Below are 16981 nucleotides of genomic sequence, written 5' to 3'. Positions count from 1 at the left end.
CGGGGGCCGAAGCGGGGCCGGGGGCCGAAGCGGGGCCGGGGGCCGAAGCGGGGTCGGGGGCCGAAGCGGGGCCGGGGGCCGAAGCAGGGTCAGGGGCCGGGGCTGGGCCGGAAGATGCGGCTGGGCCGGGGGCCGGGGCGGCGGGCCCGGCAGCTGTCACTCGGCCACCTCGATCGGGTTGCCGTCGGCGTCCATCGTCGCCTCGAACCCCAGCGTGCGGGGGTCGAAGTCGTAATGCGCGCCGCAGAACTGGCAGTCGGCGGTCACGCGGCCCTCGGCCGTGGTCATGTGGGCGATGTCCTTGGCCGAATAGATCGCAAGCGTCCCGCGCACCCGGTCGGCCGAGCACGAGCAGCCGAACTCGACCCGCTGCGGGTCGAACACGCGCGGCGTTTCCTCGTGGAACAGGCGCAGCAGCAGGTCCGTCGGCGCGACGGTCGGCCCGATCAGCTCGATCTCCTCGACCGTGGACAGCAGGTGGTTGGCGCGGTTCCAGTCCTCGGATTCGGCGCCCTGCAGGATGTCGGCGGCCTCGATCAGCCCGCCCTCGCCACTGCCGCCCGCCTCCCCCACGGCCACCGGCTGCGCCGGCAGGGTCTGCAGCATCACGCCCCCCGCGCGCCAGCGCGCCGCGCCGTCGCCCGGCAGCCGGTTCTCGCCATAGGCCAGCGCGAAGCTGGTCGGCAGCTGCTCGGACTGCGCGAAATACGTCCCCGCGCAGGCCGAGAGCGAGCCCGAGGCCAGCGGCGTGATCCCCTGGTAGGGCAGGCTGCCCGCGCCCTGGTCGATCAGGACGGCGAAATACCCCTCGCCGATCTGGTCGAAGGGGGGCCGGTCGTCCAGCCGGTCGGCGTCGAAGCTGGCCCAGGCGCGCACGCGCGCGGGCTCGCCCTCGGCCGCGGGGGCGAAGTAGTCGGCGGCGATGGTGCGGATCGCGCCCTTGCCGCGCACCTGCAGGCTGAGCTTCCAGCGCAGCTTCACGGTCGGCCCGATCAGGGCCGCGAGCAGCGCGACCTCGGCAACCAGGGCCGCGACGGGCGCGGGGTAGTCGTGGCGCGAGAGGATGTGTTCCAGCACCCCGTCCAGCCGCGCGACGCGGCCGCGCACGCCGGAGCGGTCGAGCTGGAACGGCAGGACGGTGTCGTCCCAGGCGATCTGGTTGATGTCGGTCATGGTGGCCCTTCGGAAAGCTTGCCGCCGCGCGGGCGGGCGTCGGGGGCAATATAGGGGCAGCGCGCCGCGTTCCCAAGACGAGCCGCGGCGCCCGTTCTCCGTGGCTGGCGGGGCGGGCGCAGGGTTCGCGGGCGGCCATGCGATGCCCGGCCCGGTTTGCTCGAAGGGGAGGGGGACGCGCCCGCCCGTGGGCCCGCGTTCTTGTGGAGTTCTGATGCGCTCGGCCGCGGAAGCATGCGCCCAGCCCGGTTTCCTGCGACAGGGCCGCAAGCCGCCGGCTTGTCGGTGGCCCGCGGCCCGCCGGCCCATCCGGCCCCTCAGCCCACCCAGCCCGTCAGGTTCTCGGCCACGAGGTCCGTCAGCATCGCGATATGCGCGTCGTCGTCGTTCAGGCAGGGAACATATGTGAACCGCTTGCCGCCCGCTTCCTCGAAGGCGTGGCGGATCTCGCCGTTGATCTCCTCCAGCGTCTCGATGCAGTCGGTGGCGAAGGCGGGGGAGATCACGGCGATGTCGGTGATGCCGTCGCGGGCCAGCGCCGCGACGTGCTCGACCGTGTAGGGCTTCAGCCATTCCTCGCGCCCGAACACCGACTGGAACGAGGTGTCGATGGCGTCCTCGGCCCAGCCCAGCCGGTCGCGCAGAAGCCGCGTCGTCTTCTGGCACTGGCAGTGGTAGGGATCGCCCTGCATCAGGTAGCGCCGGGGCATCCCGTGATAGCTGCACACCAGCTTCTGCGGCCGGTGCCCGTCCAGCGTCCGTTCCACCGACTGCGCCAGCGCGTCGATGTAGCCGGGGCGTTCGAAGTACTCCGCCACCGTGCGGACAGCGGGCTGGCGGAACTGCTTCATCAGGGCGCGGAAGAGCTGGTCGTTGGCGGTCGCCGTCGTGGCCCCCGCGTATTGCGGATACAGCGGCAGGAACACGATCCGGTCGCAGCCCGCCCTGACCATCCGCGTCAGCACGCTTTCGGTCGAGGGATTGCCGTAGCGCATGCAGAAATCGACCATCACCCGGTCGCCCCAGCGCGCCGCGCAGGCATCCGCCAGCTTGCCCACCTGCTTCTTCGTCAACGTCAGCAGCGGGCTTTCGTTCGCCTCGTTGTTCCAGATCGAGCGGTAGTTCGCGCCCGAGGTGAAGGGCCGCTTCGCCAGGATGACGGTCTGCAGCAGCGGCTGCCACTTCCAGTCGGGGATGTCGATGACGCGCTTGTCCGACAGGAATTCGTTGAGATAGCGCCGCATCGACCAGTAGTCGTGCCCGTCGGGCGTCCCGAGGTTCGCCACCAGCACGCCGACACGCCCGTGCGGCACCGCCGGGTGGCCGGGCGGCGCGTGGGGCGGGGTCGAGGGATCGGCGCTCAGGTCTTTCGGCATCGTCTGTCGTCCTCTGGCGGGCTCATGTCTGGCAGGCTCGTGTCTGGCAGGCTCGTGTCGGGCGGACTCGTGTCTGGCGGGCTCGTGTCTGGCAGGCTCGGAACTGGCGGCGTCGTGTCTGGCGGCGTCAGGGTTGGCGGGGTCATTGCTGGCGGGGCTTCAGCGCGTCCGCCAGCGACATCGCCGCGCTGCCGGGGCGAAGCGGCTTCTGCTGGTTCTCGGCCGGCGCCCACCCCGTCAGCGCCACCAGGTCGAAACCGACCCGCACCCGCCCCGGTTCCTGCGGATCGGCGGCGGTGCCGGCCAGGATCTCGGCCGCGCGCAGGAACACGTCGCGGCGCGCGAACCGGCGCGGGCGAAGCGCGAGCGCGTTCCCCTCGCCCATCGCGCGCAGGTCGGCGGCAAGGTGGAACAGGTCGCGATAGCTCACCGCCTGCGTCATCTGGTCCGCCACTGTGAGCGCCAGCCCGGCCCGGCCGAGCAGCGCGCCGAGGTCGCGGATCTCGCCGAACGGCAGGACGCGGGGAGAGGCGCCGCCGGTGATCTCCACCTCGGCCCGCGCCAGCGCGTCGCGCAGCGGGGCCAGGGTCTGGCCGCCGGGCAGGATGGCCAGAAACAGCCCGTCGGGGCGCAGGGCGCGGGCGGACTGCACGATCTGACCCACGGGATCGTCGGCCCAGTGCAGCGCCATGGCGTGGATCACGAGGTCCAGCGTGCCGGGGGCGAGGTCCAGCACGGGATCGTCGGGAACGACGCGGGCCCGCGGGAACGCCGCGCGCCACGGCGCGGGCATCCCGGTGACGACGGCCACGTCCGTAAACGTCCTGTTAATATCCAGGAGCCTATCCTGCACCTCGTCCAGCGCGATGCGGTGCAGCCAGTCCTCGGGCGTGCGGTCCCCGGTCGGACGGGCGGCGCGCGCGCGCTGGCGGACCAGCGCCGGGCGGTCCGTCAGGCGCGGGGCCGGCGGGGTTGCGGGCGGGGGTGCCTGCGCCGGGACAAGGGAAGGGGGGGTGTCCATGGGTCTGCAATCTAGGTCGCTTCTGGCGGCGATGAAAGCCGGGCTGCGGATCATCTATCCGTGCCAGTGCCTGTGCTGCGGCGAGACGGTGGATGCCGACGATGCGCTGTGCCCGGCATGCTGGCGGGCGGCCGACTTCGTCTCGGGCCCGGCCTGCGGGCGCTGCGGCGCGACGCTGCCGGGCGACGGCGAGGGGGCGGGCGAAAGCGTTGGGGGCCCCGCGGACCTCGCCTGCGACGACTGCCTGCGGATCCCGCGGCCGTGGGTCGCGGGACGCGCGGCGCTGACCTATGCGGGAACGGGGCGGACGCTCGCGCTGGCGCTGAAGCACGCGGACCGGCCCGACCTCGGCCCCGCGCTGGGCCGGTGGCTTGCCCGCGCGGCGGCGCCGCTGGTGGCGCCCGGCATGCTGGTCGTGCCGGTGCCGGTCCATTTCCGGCGGCTGCTCAAGCGGAAATACAACCAGGCCGAACTGCTGTCGACGCAGGTGGCGCGGGTCCATGGGCTGGACCATGCGCCCCGCGCGCTGCGCCGCGACCGGGCCACGCCCGCGCAGGACCACCGCACCGTCGCGGACCGCTTCGCGAACCTTGCGGGCGCGATGTCGGTGCCCGCGCGCCACGCGGGCGCGCTGGCGGGGCGGCCGGTGCTGCTCGTCGACGACGTGATGACGTCGGGCGCGACCCTCGCCGCCGCGGCCGAGGCGCTGCTGGCGGCGGGAAGCGGCCCGGTGTCGGTCGCGGTGCTGTGCCGCGCGGTGAAGGAGGTCTGATGGCGCAGCGATATCGTGACGGTCCTGCAGCGGGGCCCGCGCGAACGCGCGTCCGCGGAACGACTCCAGAACCATCGGGCCCAGAACCATCAGGCCCGCGCCCGCGTTCCGGGCTGCGTGCCCGTTTCATGGTCGCGCGGCCGATTCCGCCCGTGCCGCACTCGCCCGCCGCGCGTCCCTATTATTTATGTGTCCACGCCCTGCTTTCATTTTTTCCTTCAAGCGAACATCTTTCCCCCATGCTGCGCGTCTCCGACACCATCACGATCCAGGACTGGGAGCTTTCGGAAAGCTTCGTCCGCGCCCAGGGTCCGGGCGGGCAGAACGTGAACAAGGTGTCCTCCGCCGTGGAACTGCGGTTCGAGGCCGAGCGCTCGCCGAGCCTGCCCGACCCGGTCAAGCGGCGCCTGCGGACCCTCGCCGGGCGGCGCTGGACGTCGGAAGGGGCGATCGTCCTTCAGGTGCAGGACACCCGCAGCCAGGCGCGCAACCGGGAAATCGCGCGCGAACGGCTGGCCGATCTGGTGCGCGAGGCGCTGGTGGCGCCCCGCAAGCGCATCGCCACCCGGCCCACGCTGGGCAGCCAGCGCCGCAGGCTGGCTGCGAAGGCCACGCGCGGGGTCGTCAAGTCGCTGCGCGGCCGCGTCGAGGCAGAGGAATGAGCCCGCGCCGGATCATCAAGGCGGTCGCCGCCGCGCTGGGGGTGGCGCTGGGGTCGGCGCCGCCGCGGATGCAGGTGGGCGCGCTCTGCCGCGACAGGGCGACGGGGCGGGTGCTGCTGATCACCAGCCGCGGCACCGGGCGCTGGATCATCCCCAAGGGCTGGCCGATGCCCGGCCGCAGCCTGGCCGAGGCCGCGCTGCAGGAAGCGTGGGAGGAGGCCGGCGTCCGCGGCGTTCCCGGCGCGGGGGAAATCGGCCGCTTCGGCTACGACAAGGAACAGGACGCGGGCTTCGCGGTCCCGGTCGAGGTGCGGGTCTTCCCGGTCTGGGTCGCGGAACTGTCCGGCGACTTCCCCGAGGCCGCCGAGCGCACCCGCCGGTGGTTCGACCCGGCGCACGCCGCCACCCTGGTGTCCGAGCCGCGCCTGCGGCAGATCCTGCGCCGCCTCTCCGATGACGAGGGCGGCCCCGACGGCGGCCCCGAGGCGGCTGCCGTCCCGGAAGCGGACGGGGCAACCGGCACGGACCCCGACCGAGGCCCCGGCCCTGCTTCCGGCCCCGGCTCGGCCTTTGCCCCGGGCCCAGCCTCCCGCTCCGCCCTGGCTCCCGGTGCGAGCTTAGCTGCCACCGTTGACGCGGCCCCCACTGGCGGGCCCCCGGCTGGCCGGGAGCCCGCCGCCAGCCCAGACTTGGCTGCCAGCCCGGTCCCTGCCGCCGATCCAGCCTCCGCCGCCAGCCCGGCGTCCGCTGCTGGCCCTTATCCTGCGGCCGGCCTGGCTCGCGCCGCCAGCCCGGACCTCGCGTCTGGCGACGACGCCGCACCCGCGCGGGCCGCCCGCTGGCCCCGGGTCGCCACGGCGCCCGCCGGTGCGACCGGACAGCCGCCCGGATGCGGCGACCAGCGCAACCGCGCCCATGCGCCGGATTGCGCACGGCGCGACGGCGCCGAACGGGCCGGGTCTCTGGCCGGGTCGCTGGCCTCGTGCCTGACCGCGTCACTGGCCCCGCCGCTGGCCGATCCTCGGGCTGAACTGCACGCCCGGGCGCGGATCAGGGCGCAGACGGGTGTGCATACGAAAACGCAGGCGGCAGCGCAGTCGGCCGCGCAGACGGGGGCGCGGAGCGCCCTTTGACACCATGACCCGCATCCCCGGCGTGGCGCGATGACGCTTCGCATCCGCGAACTGCGGACCCTCGACAAGGACCTCGAACGGCTGTCGGCCGCCGAACGGGCGGGCGTGCAGAGCCTGCGCCCGCTGGTGCGGATCGGCGTCGCGGTGCTGTTCGTGGCGATCATGGTGGTGGCCGCGTCGGCGGTGGCGTCGGGCTTCGGGTCGGGGCTGGCCTCGGACCAGCGCGCGGCGGTCGCGACCATCGCCGCGGGCGTGGCGCTGGCGGCCTATCTCGCGCTCACGATCGGCGCCAACGACGTCAGCAACGCCCTGAGCCCCGCTGTGGGCTCGGGCGCGATCGGGCTGCGCGCGGGCCTCGCGCTGGTCGCGGTGGCCGAGATCGCGGGCGCGGTGCTGGCGGGCGACCGCGTCAGCACGACGCTGAGCGCGGGGATCGTCAATTCGGCGCAGCTCCTGGCCGACGGGCAGGCCGCGCCGGCGATGCTGGCCGCGCTGCTCGCGGCGGCCCTGTGGATCAACCTGGCCACCCTGGCCGGCGCGCCCGTGTCCACCACCCATTCGATCGTGGGCGGGTTCGCGGGGGCGGGCCTGGCGGTCTACGGGCTGTCGGCGGTCAATTGGCTCGGCCTCGCGGCGATCGCGTCGGGCTGGATCGTGTCCCCGCTGGCGGCGGGGCTGGTGTCGGCGGGGCTGCTCGCGGTGGTGCGGTCGCGGATCGACCGCGACCCCGACCCGCGCGCGGCGGCGCGGCGCTGGCTGCCGGCGATGGTCGCGGTCGTGACCGCGGTAGGCGCGGGCATGCTGGTCGGCGGCCCGCTTGGGCAGCCGCCGGTCGTCGCCGTGACCCTGATGGCGCTGATCGGCGCGGCGGTGCGGGCCGCGGCACTGCAGCATCTCGACCGCCGCCTCGCCGCAGCGGGGGGCGAGAGGCCGCAGCAGCGCGACCTGTTCGCCCTGCCGCTGGTGCTGGGCGCGGTGCTGATGGCCTTCGCCCACGGCGCCAACGACGCCAGCAACGTGACCGCCCCGCTGGGGCTGATCCTCGCCGCCGCGAACCAGCGGACCGGGCTTGCGGCCGGGGTCGCCGCGCCCGACCTGTCGCTGGTCGCCACGCTGGCGGCGGGCGGGGGCCTGGCGCTGGGCGCGCTTCTGTTCGGCTGGCGGCTGGTCGTCATGGTCGGCAGCCGCATCACCCGGCTGAACCCGGTGCGGGCGTTCTGCGTGTCGCTGGGCACCGCGGGCGTCGTGCTGGCCGCATCGTGGCTGGGGCTGCCCGTGTCCACCACCCACGTCGCGGTGGGCGGAGTCTTCGGCGTCGGCTTCTACCGGGAATGGGAGGATCGGCGCCGCAAGCGCGACCGCAAGGCCCTGCCGGTCGAGGAGACGCGCCGGCGCACCCTGGTGCGGCGCGCGCATGTGCGCCGGATCCTGCTCGCCTGGGCGATCACGCTGCCCGCGTCGGCGGCGCTGGCGGCGCTGTTCGGGACGATGATGCGCTGAGGCGCTTCCAGGCCGCGCCGGAGCGCCCGCCTTGACACGCCCGCCTTCAGAACGCCTTGAACGTCATCGTGGTCTGGGTGCGGCAGATGTCGGGAATGTCGAACAGCCGGTCGTTCAGGTAGCGGCCCACGTCCTGGTCCTCGGGGACGTAGACCTTGGCCAGCAGGTCGAAGTCGCCCGAGGTGGAGTAGAGCTCGCTCGCGACCTCGCGCTGGTAGATCTCGTCGGCGACCGCGTAGGTCTTGCCGGGGGTGCAGCGGATCTGGACGAAGACGGGACGCATCGGACACCTGTTCGCAGCAGCGGGGATCGTCGGAGCCTAGCGCGCGCCGCCCGGCGCGGCCAGAGCCTCGCGCCGCCGGGCGCGGCCTTGACCTCGCGCGCCCGGCGCGGCCTCGACCTCGCGCCCCCAAACGGACCCGCTGGCGCCGGTCGTGCCGCGCCGATGTTGCACCGCCCCGCCATCCGCCGTAAGCCGTCGGCATGACCGCACGGAACGCCCGCACCCGCAGCCTGCGACGCTGACCCGCAGATGGCCCTGACCGCGCCATTCCCGCCCGCGTGCCCGCCTTCCGCCGTTCGTCCTGCCCCATCCCCACCGCCCCTGTGGGCGACCAGACCGCAAAGGACCGACCCATGATCGACGCCGTCCTGCCGACCTACAACCGCGCGCCCCTTGCGTTCGAACGGGGCGAGGGGGCCTGGGCCATCACCGCGGACGGCACCCGATACCTGGACCTGGGCGCGGGGATCGCGGTCAACTCGCTCGGCCACGCGAACCCGGACCTCGTGCAGGCGCTGACGGAACAGGCGGGGCGGATCTGGCACACCTCGAACGTCTACCAGATCCCGCAGCAGCAGGCGTTGGCGGAACGGCTGGTCGCCGCGACCTTCGCCGACACGGTGTTCGTCACCAACTCGGGAACCGAGGCGGCGGAGCTGGCGATCAAGATGGTCCGCAAGTACTGGGACCACGCGGGCGAGCCCGACCGGATCGAGATCGTCACCTTCGCGGGCGCGTTCCACGGCCGTTCCACCGGCGCGATCGCGGCGGCGGGATCCGAGAAGATGACCAAGGGCTTCGGGCCGCTGATGCCGGGCTTCCACCAGGTCCCGTGGGACGACGCCGGGGCGCTGCGCGAGGCCGTGACCGACCGCACCGCCGCGATCATGGTCGAGCCCCTGCAGGGCGAGGGCGGCATCCGCCCGCTGTCGGATGCGACGCTGCGCCTGATGGGCGAGCTGCGCGACCGCACCGGCTGCCTGATCGTATTCGACGAGGTGCAGTCGGGCGTGGGCCGGACCGGCAAGCTGTTCGCGCATGAATGGGCGGGCGTCACGCCGGACATCATGATGGTCGCCAAGGGCATCGGCGGCGGCTTCCCCCTGGGCGCGGTGCTTGCGACGCAGAAGGCCGCCGCCGGCATGACCGTGGGCAGCCACGGGTCCACCTACGGCGGCAACCCGCTGGCCTGCGCGGTCGGCTGCAAGGTCATGGACATCATCGCCGACGACGCCTTCCTGGCCGAGGTCAACCGCAAGGGCGGGCTGATGCGCCAGAAGCTGGAAGGGCTGGTCGCGGGCCACCCCGACATCTTCGAGGCGGTGCGCGGGCAGGGGCTGATGCTGGGGCTGAAATGCAGGGTCGCGCCCGCGGACGTGGTCAACGCGGGCTACGACGAGCGCGTCCTCACCGTGGGCGCGGCCGACAACGTCGTCCGCCTGCTGCCGCCGCTGACCATCACCGACGACGAGATCGCCGAGGCGGTGGCCCGGCTCGACCGCGCCGCCGCCCGGCTGGAAGCCTGAGCGCAAGGGGGACGCGACATGACGACCCTGATCCTCGACACCGACGGCGGCGTGGACGACGCGCAGGCGCTGCTGATGCTGCTGGAAAACGGCCGCGTCCCCGACGCGATCACGACCGTGTTCGGGAACGTGCCGCTGGCGCAGGCGACCGACAACATCCTTGCCGTGCTGGCCGTGGCGGGGGCCGACGTGCCGGTCCACGCCGGGGCCGACCGGCCGCTGGTGCAGCCGCCGGTCCACGCCCAGTACATCCACGGCGACGACGGCCTGGGCGGCGCGCCGCGGCCCGCGGTCTCGGCGCAGCCCGCCGGGCACGACGCGGCCGGCTTCATCTGCGGCGCGGCGCGCGACGCGGCCGGGCAGGGGACGGCGGTCGATCTTCTGATGATCGGGCCGCTCACGAACCTCGCGCTGGCGCTGCACCGCGACCCGGGCATCGTCCGGGGCATCGGCCGGGTCACGATCATGGGCGGCACGCTGAACGGGCGCGGCAACACCACGCCCGCGGCCGAGTTCAACATCTACGCCGACCCCGAAGCGGCGGCGGTCGTGTTCCGCGCGGAGCTCGCGATCACGCTGGTCCCGTGGGAACCCTGCACCACCCACTTCATCGAGGGCGCAGCGCTGGACGAGCTGCTGGACCGGATCCCCGCGGGCAGCGTGCGCGACTTCGGCAAGGCGCTGGCCGACCATTCGCGCCGCACGCACCTTGCCTACGAAGGGCAGAGCGACGTGATGAAATACGTCGACACGCTCGCCGCGGCGGTCGTGATCGACCCGTCCATCGTGACCGGCAGGATCGCGGCCAGCGTCGACGTGGCGCTTTCGCCCGGGATCACGCGGGGGATGACGGTCGTCGATCCCTCGGGCCGGCTCGGCACGCCGAAGGCGGACGTGGTGGAACGCGCGGACGGCGCGGCGATCGACGCGATCTACCGCCGCTCGCTCGGCGGCTGAGGCGCGGCGCGGTGCCGTGCCTTTTTGCCGCAACGTCCGCGCGACAAACGAAAAAACACCGCGCCCGCCCCGGAACCGGGAGCGGGCGCCGGTGATTGGGGTCTGGTGCGGTCCGCCCAAGCGCGTCGCGCGGCAGGCCCGCCGGTCGATCCGGTCGGCCGCCCCGAAATCCCGGGCGGCCCGCGCCCAGCGTTTCCGATCTTCAAGCCGCCTCCATCTTCAAGCATCCCGTCCCACAATCCCGGTGCCAGCGTGATCCCACCTCTTCCGACCACCCGCGACGATACCGGCCAGCCGGCGCGGGAACCCGATCTCGTCAAGCTTGCCGCGACGCTGGTCATCGCGACGATCATCGTCGCGGCGCTGTACCTGGGGCAGGTCGTCCTGATCCCGCTGGCGGTCGCGTTCCTCATCAGCTTCGTGCTGGGGCCGCTGGTGAGCTGGCTCGCCCGACACCGGATCCCCCGCGTGGGCGGGGTGGCGCTGGCGATGCTGCTGGTGCTGGCGGTCCTCGGCGGGCTCGGCATGCTCGTCGCCATGCAGGTCACGACGCTGAGCCAGGAGCTGCCGACCTACCAGTCCACGATCCGGGCCAAGATCGAAAGCCTGGGCGCGCAGATGGAGGGGCCGGGGGTGTTCACCGGCGTCCTCGAGACGTTCGACACCGTCCAGCAGGAAGTGGCCGAGGTCGTGGGCGGCGGCGCCGACAGCGTGGACGCGCTGGAACGCGTGCGCGTGGTCCCCGAGCCGGTGTCGCCCTTCGCCACCGCGATCCAGTGGCTGACGCCGCTGCTGGCCCCGGTCGCGACCTTCGGCATCGTGCTGGTGTTCGTGGTGCTGATCCTCCTCGACACCGGCGACCTGCGCGACCGTCTTCTGCGGATGCTGGGGGGCAACCTGTTCCGGTCCACCGACGCGCTGGAGGAGGCGGGCAAGCGCATCTCCAAGTACCTGCTGATGCAGCTGACCGTGAACGTGACCTACGGCATCCCGATGGCGCTGGGGCTGTACCTGATCGGCGTGCCGGGCTGGATTCTGTGGGGGACGCTGGCCGCGGTCATGCGCTTCATCCCCTATGTCGGGCCGATCCTGTCGGCGGTGTTCCCGCTGAGCCTGGCCTTCGCGGTCGATCCCGGCTGGGAGATGGTGATCTACACCGCCGCGCTGATCCTGGTGCTGGAACTGGTGTCCAACAACATCGTCGAGCCGCTGCTCTACGGCACCAGCACCGGGCTGTCGGCGCTGTCGCTGATCGCCGCCGCAACCTTCTGGACCGCGATCTGGGGCCCGATGGGCCTGGTCCTGTCCACGCCCCTGACCGTGTGCCTGCTGGTCGTCGGGCGCTACATCCCGCAGCTGTCGGTGCTGGAAACGCTGCTCGGGTCCAGTCCCGCTCTCAGTCGGCAGACGCGGATCTACCAGCGCCTGATCGCGGCCGATCCCGACGACGCGCTCGACATCGCGGAAGAGGCGATCGAGGAAGGCTCGGTCACCGAGTTCTACAGCGACGAGGGCATGGACGTGCTGCGGCAGGCCAGCGCCGACTACATCAACAACGCCCGGGCCGAGCACCGGCTGCGGTTTTCCAGCGGCATGGACGAGCTGCTGGAAGAGCTGCGCGAGGAGTATCCGGACGAGATCCCGGCCGACGCCCCGCCGCGCGTCGCCTGCATCGCCGGCAAGTGGGAAATCGACCGGCAGGCCTGCGAGATGCTGTCCCACAGCCTGCGGCTGGCGGGGATCGCCGCGACCGAGCGGGGCGCCGGGACCATCACCTCGCGCCGGGTGGACGCGCTGGAGCTTGCGGGGGTTGAGGTCGTGCTTCTCAGCTTCTTCAGCAGCGAGCCGGACACCGCCGCCCGCAGCCTGACCCGGCGCATCCGCGCGCGCTGGCCGCAGGTGAAGATCGTGCTGGGACTATGGAACGTGCCGCTCGAGGAGCTGACGGCCGCGCGCCGCGAATCGCTGGGCGCGGACGCGATCACCGCCTCGATCGAGGAGGCGGTGCAGCGGGTGACGCTGATGGTGAGCCGCGAATCGGCCAAGGCGATCCAGGTCGTGCAGGACCCGCAGGCGGCCGCGACCCGGGACGAGGTGCTGCGCGGCGTGTCGCTGTCCGACCCGGACCTGCGCGAAGACCTCGACGACATCGCCAAGCGGGCCGCGGACGTGTTCGACATGGAAATGGCGGCCGTCCTCGCGATCGAGGCGCAGCACGAGCTGATCGTGGGCGCGAGCCGCGACCTGCCGGGCGCGCGGACGAGCGACGGGCGCGACCTGGTCCTGCTGCCGCACGGGGCGCCGATCGCGTCGCAGCTGCTGGACGACGGGACGCCGTGGATGGTGCCCGACATCGAGCGCGAGCCGACGCTGGCCGAGAACGCGGTCCTGCGGACATGGGCGGTGCGGTCGCTGGCCGCGGCCCCGCTGCGGCAGTCGGACGGGGTGATCCTCGGCGCGCTGTGCCTGATGCACGACGAGATCCGCGAGCTCGACGACGACGAGCTGCGGCTGCTGGAGACGCTGGCGGCAGAGGCGGCCGAGCGGCTGACGGGCGAGGTTCCCGCGCCGGTCAGCACCATCCCGCCCGAGCCGCCCTCGGCGCTGACCGGGCAGAAGGTGCCGAACTAGCCCGCGGCAGGCGGCCCGGCTTCGGCCGGCAGGTCGCGGGCCCAGGGCGGGTCGGCGCCCTGCCGGCCCACGGTCGCGGCGGCCACCTTGATCCCGTGTCGCACGGCCCGCGCGAGCGTTTCCGGCGCGGCATGGGCCGGGTCGTCCAGCGCGCCCGCGGCTTGCAGCGCCGCCAGCACGCCCGCGTTGAAGCTGTCGCCCGCGCCGATGGTGTCGACGACCTCGACCGGCAAGGCGGGCTCGTACAGGGGCGCGGCACCGGCGCGCAGCAGCGCGGCGCCGTCGCCGCCCTGCGTGTGCAGGACCAGCGCGCCCGTGCGATCGGCCAGCGCCCGGGCCGCGGCTTCGGGGCGCATGCCGGGCGACAGCCAGTCCAGATCGTCCGACGACAGCTTGACGATCGCCGCCACCGCGAGCAGCCGGTCCAGCCGCGCCCGCAGCGCCTCAGGGTCGTCGATCAGGCCGGGGCGCAGGTTCGGGTCGATCATCACGGTCAGCCCGGCGCGCGCGGCATCCGTCGCCAGCGTCTCGATGGCGGTCGCGGCGGGCTCGATCGCCAGGCTGATGCCGCCGATGAACAGCGCGCGGGCCGCGGCGGGAAGCGGCTGCGGCGTCAGCGCGGTGGCGGTCGTGCCGACGAGATGGAAGACGTAGGTGGCGTTGCCGTCCGACAGCGTGACTTCGGCCGACGCGGTCGGCAGGTCCGTCGCGGGGCAGGGGCCGGTGTCCACCCCGGCGCCGTCCAGAAGCGCGCGCAGCCGCCGCCCGTGGTCGTCGGTGGACAGCGGCCACAGATAGGCCACGTCGGCGCCCAGCCGCCCCAGCCCCAGCGCCGTGTTGAAGACCGCGCCGCCCGGCAGCGCCAGCCGCGACCCGTCGGCCTGCGGCACCACGTCCACCAGCGATTCCCCCGCGCACAGGATCATCCGACACTCCCACGATGTTCAGGGGCGGAGCTTTGCGCCCGTTCCTCTTCGGCCGCAAGACGGCGGATGTGGGCGGCGAAGTCGGGGTCCTCGCCCGGCAGCAGCGACGGCAGGCTTTCGCGGTAGTCGTCGCGGCGGACCCATTCGCGCATGAAATCCTCCCACGAGAGCCAGCGGCGCAGCTTCTTGCCTGTCAGGCCGTCCTCGTAGGTGAGCAGGTAGGCCCGTTCGAACAGCGAGGTCAGGATCTCGAACATCGCGCGCATCCGGTCCTGCTGTTCCTCGGTCAGGCCGCGCGTGCTGTCGGGCGAGCGCAGCCTGAGGTCCGGATTGTCGAGCGCGAGCTTGAGGAAGTCGGTGTAGGCGGCGGCGAGAAGCTCGTTCACCTCCTCCTCCTCGACCTCGCGCGCCTTGCGCCGGTCCGCGACGTAGACGAAAATCGCGAAGGGCAGGCCCAGCGTCGTGACGACGGCGCTGAGAAGTTCCCAGATCTCCTTCAGGTCCAAGCCCGCGGCTCCGGCGGGGCGCGGGGGGCGGTGGCCAGCGCCAGCGCGGCCGGGGTGTCCGTTTCCGCCGCGCCGATGCGGATGTAGCCCTGGTCCTCGGCCAGGAGCGTCGCCAGCCCGAACAGGATCAGCGCGGCGATGACGGCCAGCGCGATCTTCCAGACCGACCACGGCCGGTCGCCGTGGACCCGGCCGGACTGGCCGTTCACGACGAAGCGGTAGCTCTTGCCGTTGTACTTGTAGGCCGCGGACCAGATCGGCAGGAGAACGTGCTTGAACGTCTCGGCCGAGTGGCGCGTCTGCATCTGGCTGATCTGCTGCACGTCGCCGCCGATGTCGCGGCGCACGTCGCGGGCGATCACGGCCTCCATCTCCTGGTGGGCGATGGCGCGGCCCTGGGCGAGCGGGACGGTGTAGCCTTCGGCCGACAGCCCGGCGAGGTATTCGGGCCGGTAGGGCACGAGGTCGGACAGGTCCCACGGCGTCAGCGCGTCGGTGAAGCGGCGCGGCAGCGAGGTCGTGGCCAGCACCAGCACGTCGTTGAAGGATCGCGCGACCTGGCCCGCGGCCGGGAACCAGCGCGTGCGCTGGACCTGCTGCGCCACGCGCTGCATGCGGCCGTTGACCTGCTGCGTGACGTAGACCGTCTCGTAGTAGAACTCTCCCCGCTGGCCGGTATAGGCGGTGCGGGTGTCGGCGTCGAAGGTCCAGAACGGCGAATAGATCCCCGTCATCCGCCGCCCGCGCCGGGCATAGGCGGTCAGCCCGTTGGGCGCGAACCACAGGCTTTTCAGCCAGTCCTCCAGCGCGGCGCGGGCCTGCTGTTCGGACAGCGCGAAGGGCAGCACGCCCTGCGGCTTGATCTGCCGCGTGGTGCCGGTGTCGGTGACCACCGGGGTCGCGCAGAAGGGGCAGCGGCCGGAATGGGTGTCTGAGCCCACCTCGATCTTGGCGCCGCAGTTGGGGCAGCTGAGCGTGCGGATCGTTTCCGCAAGCTCGCTGCCCGCGTCGAGGATCAGGCCGCGTTCCAGCGGGATTTCCTGAAGCGCCGGGGCCTTGTGGCTCGCGTCCCATTGCAGCGCGCGGCCCGTGGCGGGATCGCGCAGCAGGGCGTCGTCGCCCCACGGCCCGCCCGACGCCTGCCGTCCCGGCGCGCGCGCCGCGCCGGGCGAGATCGACTGCCGGTGCCCGCAATAGGGGCAGACGAGCATGTTCTGCCCCGGCGCGAACTGCAGCGAGGCGCCGCAGTTCTCGCACGGATAGCGGAACTCTGAAGGGGGCGTCGGCATGGACCAGGGCTGCCGGGGTCAGGCCGCGGGAGGCTTCGGCGGCGTTTGCGGCAGGGGCGGGGGCAGCATGGTGAAAAGCTGCGCCAGCGCCGGCACCTCGTCGGCGGGAAGCCAGCCGTCCTGCCCCGGCGCCCAGACCAGCGTGTCGCGGGTGAAGCGGCCCTCGTTCATCATGCGGCCGAGGTCGCTGCGCCCGAACGGCCCCTGCGCCGCGCCATCGACCGCGATGTGCCAGACGGGGTCGGTGGTGGTGGACTGGGGCGCGATCATGCCGGGTGCAGGGGGCGGCTGCGTGTGCGGCGACGGCTGCGCGTGCGACACCGCCGGACCCCACGGCCCCTGCACGTAGCCCGCCTGCCGCGCGCCCATCGCCATGCCGAGCCCCGCGCCCAGACCCGCCCCCAGCCCCGCGCCCATGCCGCCGGGGTTGTTCGAGGCGTTCAGCATCGCCTCGGCCTGCGCGTACTGGCTGAAGCGGCCAAGGTCGCCCACGATTCCCATCGAGGTGCGCTTGTCGAGCATCTTTTCCACCTCTTGCGGCAGGCTGATGTTCTCGATGTAGAACTCGGGGATCGACAGGCCGTACTGCGAGATCGCGGGCGCGATCGCGTCGGCGATCAGCTTGCCGAGGTCCTGCGTGTTCGCGGCCATGTCGAGGACGGGGATGCTGGACGCGGCGAGGACGCGCGCGACCTCCTGCACCATGATGTTGCGGAGCTGATAGGAAATCTCGTCGCTGGTGAACTCTCCGTCCGTGCCGACGATTTCCGCGAGGAAACGGCCCGGGTCGGTCACGCGCATCGTGTACGTGCCGAAGGCGCGGATGCGGACGGGGCCGAATTCCGGGTCGCGCGCGATCACCGGGTTGCGGGTGCCCCATTTCTGGTCGGTGAAGCGGGTCGTGTTGACGAAGTAGATTTCCGACTTGAAGGGCGAACGGAACCCGTGGTGCCAGTGCTGGAGCCGGGTCAGCACCGGCATGTTGTTGGTTTCCAGCAGGTAAAGCCCCGGGCCGAACACGTCGGCAAGCTGGCCTTCGTGGACGAACACCGCCGCCTGTCCTTCGCGGACCGTCAGCTTGGCGCCGTACTTGATGGCGTTGCCCCGCGTCTCGAACCGCCACACCAGCGTGTCGCGGGTGTCGTCGGTCCATTCGATCACGTCGATGAATTCGCCGGTGAGAAAGTCCATGATGGCCATGATGTTCTCCGTCAGCTTGAGGATGG

Annotated in this window: 15 protein-coding genes; 7 read left to right on the top strand and 8 right to left on the bottom strand. The window is 72.8% G+C overall.

Annotation, left to right across the window (positions count from 1 at the left end; translation table 11 throughout):
* Positions 1-156: 156 nt before the first annotated feature.
* The 3 genes from hslO to ELI80_RS09000 all read right to left on the bottom strand — a co-directional run bounded on the left by hslO (position 157) and on the right by ELI80_RS09000 (position 3570).
* Positions 157-1173, bottom strand: a complete 1017-nt coding sequence (gene hslO / locus ELI80_RS09010; RefSeq protein ID WP_136650745.1) for an Hsp33 family molecular chaperone HslO — start codon at positions 1171-1173, stop codon at positions 157-159.
* Between the two features lie 317 nt (positions 1174-1490).
* Positions 1491-2549 (bottom strand): ferrochelatase, encoded by a 1059-nt coding sequence (gene hemH, locus ELI80_RS09005; RefSeq protein WP_136650744.1) that lies wholly within the window; start codon positions 2547-2549, stop codon positions 1491-1493.
* 142 nt (positions 2550-2691) lie between these two features.
* Positions 2692-3570, bottom strand: a complete 879-nt coding sequence (locus ELI80_RS09000; RefSeq protein WP_136650743.1) for a class I SAM-dependent methyltransferase — start codon at positions 3568-3570, stop codon at positions 2692-2694.
* Here ELI80_RS09000 and ELI80_RS08995 point away from each other — a divergent pair.
* From ELI80_RS08995 to ELI80_RS08980, 4 genes are all read left to right on the top strand, one after another.
* Positions 3569-4342, top strand: a complete 774-nt coding sequence (locus ELI80_RS08995; protein WP_236641396.1) for a double zinc ribbon domain-containing protein — start codon at positions 3569-3571, stop codon at positions 4340-4342. The genes ELI80_RS09000 and ELI80_RS08995 overlap by 2 nt on opposite strands.
* 239 nt (positions 4343-4581) lie before the next feature.
* Complete coding sequence (gene arfB / locus ELI80_RS08990; RefSeq protein WP_136650742.1) at positions 4582-5004, top strand: alternative ribosome rescue aminoacyl-tRNA hydrolase ArfB; 423 nt, start codon at positions 4582-4584, stop codon at positions 5002-5004.
* Positions 5001-6137 carry an NUDIX domain-containing protein gene (locus ELI80_RS16565; protein ID WP_328592243.1) on the top strand — a complete coding sequence of 379 codons (1137 nt, stop codon included), beginning with the start codon at positions 5001-5003 and terminating at the stop codon, positions 6135-6137. Before arfB ends, ELI80_RS16565 begins: the two co-directional genes overlap by 4 nt.
* Positions 6138-6167: 30 nt before the next feature.
* Entirely contained in the window at positions 6168-7637 is a 1470-nt protein-coding gene (locus tag ELI80_RS08980; RefSeq protein WP_136650741.1) for an inorganic phosphate transporter, read from the top strand.
* A gap of 46 nt (positions 7638-7683) precedes the next feature.
* Here ELI80_RS08980 and ELI80_RS08975 read toward each other — a convergent pair whose 3' ends face one another.
* Positions 7684-7920: an Lrp/AsnC ligand binding domain-containing protein gene (locus ELI80_RS08975; protein ID WP_136650740.1), complete on the bottom strand. Its 237-nt coding sequence runs from the start codon at positions 7918-7920 to the stop codon at positions 7684-7686.
* A gap of 353 nt (positions 7921-8273) precedes the next feature.
* Between ELI80_RS08975 and ELI80_RS08970 the strand changes: the two genes are divergently transcribed.
* From ELI80_RS08970 to ELI80_RS08960, 3 genes are all read left to right on the top strand, one after another.
* Complete coding sequence (locus ELI80_RS08970) at positions 8274-9446, top strand: aspartate aminotransferase family protein (RefSeq protein ID WP_136650739.1); 1173 nt, start codon at positions 8274-8276, stop codon at positions 9444-9446.
* Positions 9447-9464: 18 nt separating this feature from the next.
* The gene (locus tag ELI80_RS08965; protein WP_136650738.1) at positions 9465-10403 is read left to right on the top strand and encodes a nucleoside hydrolase; all 939 of its coding nucleotides are present in this window, start codon (positions 9465-9467) and stop codon (positions 10401-10403) included.
* A gap of 252 nt (positions 10404-10655) precedes the next feature.
* On the top strand, positions 10656-13034 hold the full coding sequence (locus ELI80_RS08960; RefSeq protein WP_161596444.1) for an AI-2E family transporter: 2379 nt from the start codon (positions 10656-10658) through the stop codon (positions 13032-13034).
* On the opposite strand, the gene ELI80_RS08955 is transcribed toward ELI80_RS08960, so the two are convergent.
* The 4 genes from ELI80_RS08955 to ELI80_RS08940 are packed head-to-tail and all read right to left on the bottom strand — an operon-like array spanning position 13031 to position 16955.
* Entirely contained in the window at positions 13031-13960 is a 930-nt protein-coding gene (locus ELI80_RS08955; RefSeq protein ID WP_136650736.1) for a carbohydrate kinase family protein, read from the bottom strand. The genes ELI80_RS08960 and ELI80_RS08955 overlap by 4 nt on opposite strands.
* Positions 13957-14466, bottom strand: coding sequence for a hypothetical protein (locus ELI80_RS08950; protein ID WP_136650735.1), 510 nt, complete (start codon positions 14464-14466; stop codon positions 13957-13959). The genes ELI80_RS08955 and ELI80_RS08950 overlap by 4 nt, the downstream gene beginning before the upstream one ends.
* Positions 14457-15755, bottom strand: coding sequence for a TFIIB-type zinc ribbon-containing protein (locus ELI80_RS08945; RefSeq protein WP_136650734.1), 1299 nt, complete (start codon positions 15753-15755; stop codon positions 14457-14459). Before ELI80_RS08945 ends, ELI80_RS08950 begins: the two co-directional genes overlap by 10 nt.
* Before the next feature lie 18 nt (positions 15756-15773).
* Positions 15774-16955: an SPFH domain-containing protein gene (locus tag ELI80_RS08940; protein ID WP_136650733.1), complete on the bottom strand. Its 1182-nt coding sequence runs from the start codon at positions 16953-16955 to the stop codon at positions 15774-15776.
* Positions 16956-16981: the final 26 nt, after the last annotated feature.

This window comes from Paracoccus aeridis (assembly GCF_004923205.2).
Classification (GTDB): Bacteria; Pseudomonadota; Alphaproteobacteria; order Rhodobacterales; family Rhodobacteraceae; genus Paracoccus; species Paracoccus aeridis.
Note: the sequence above shows the minus strand (reverse complement) of the source record. Positions and strands in the feature narration are given on the sequence as shown.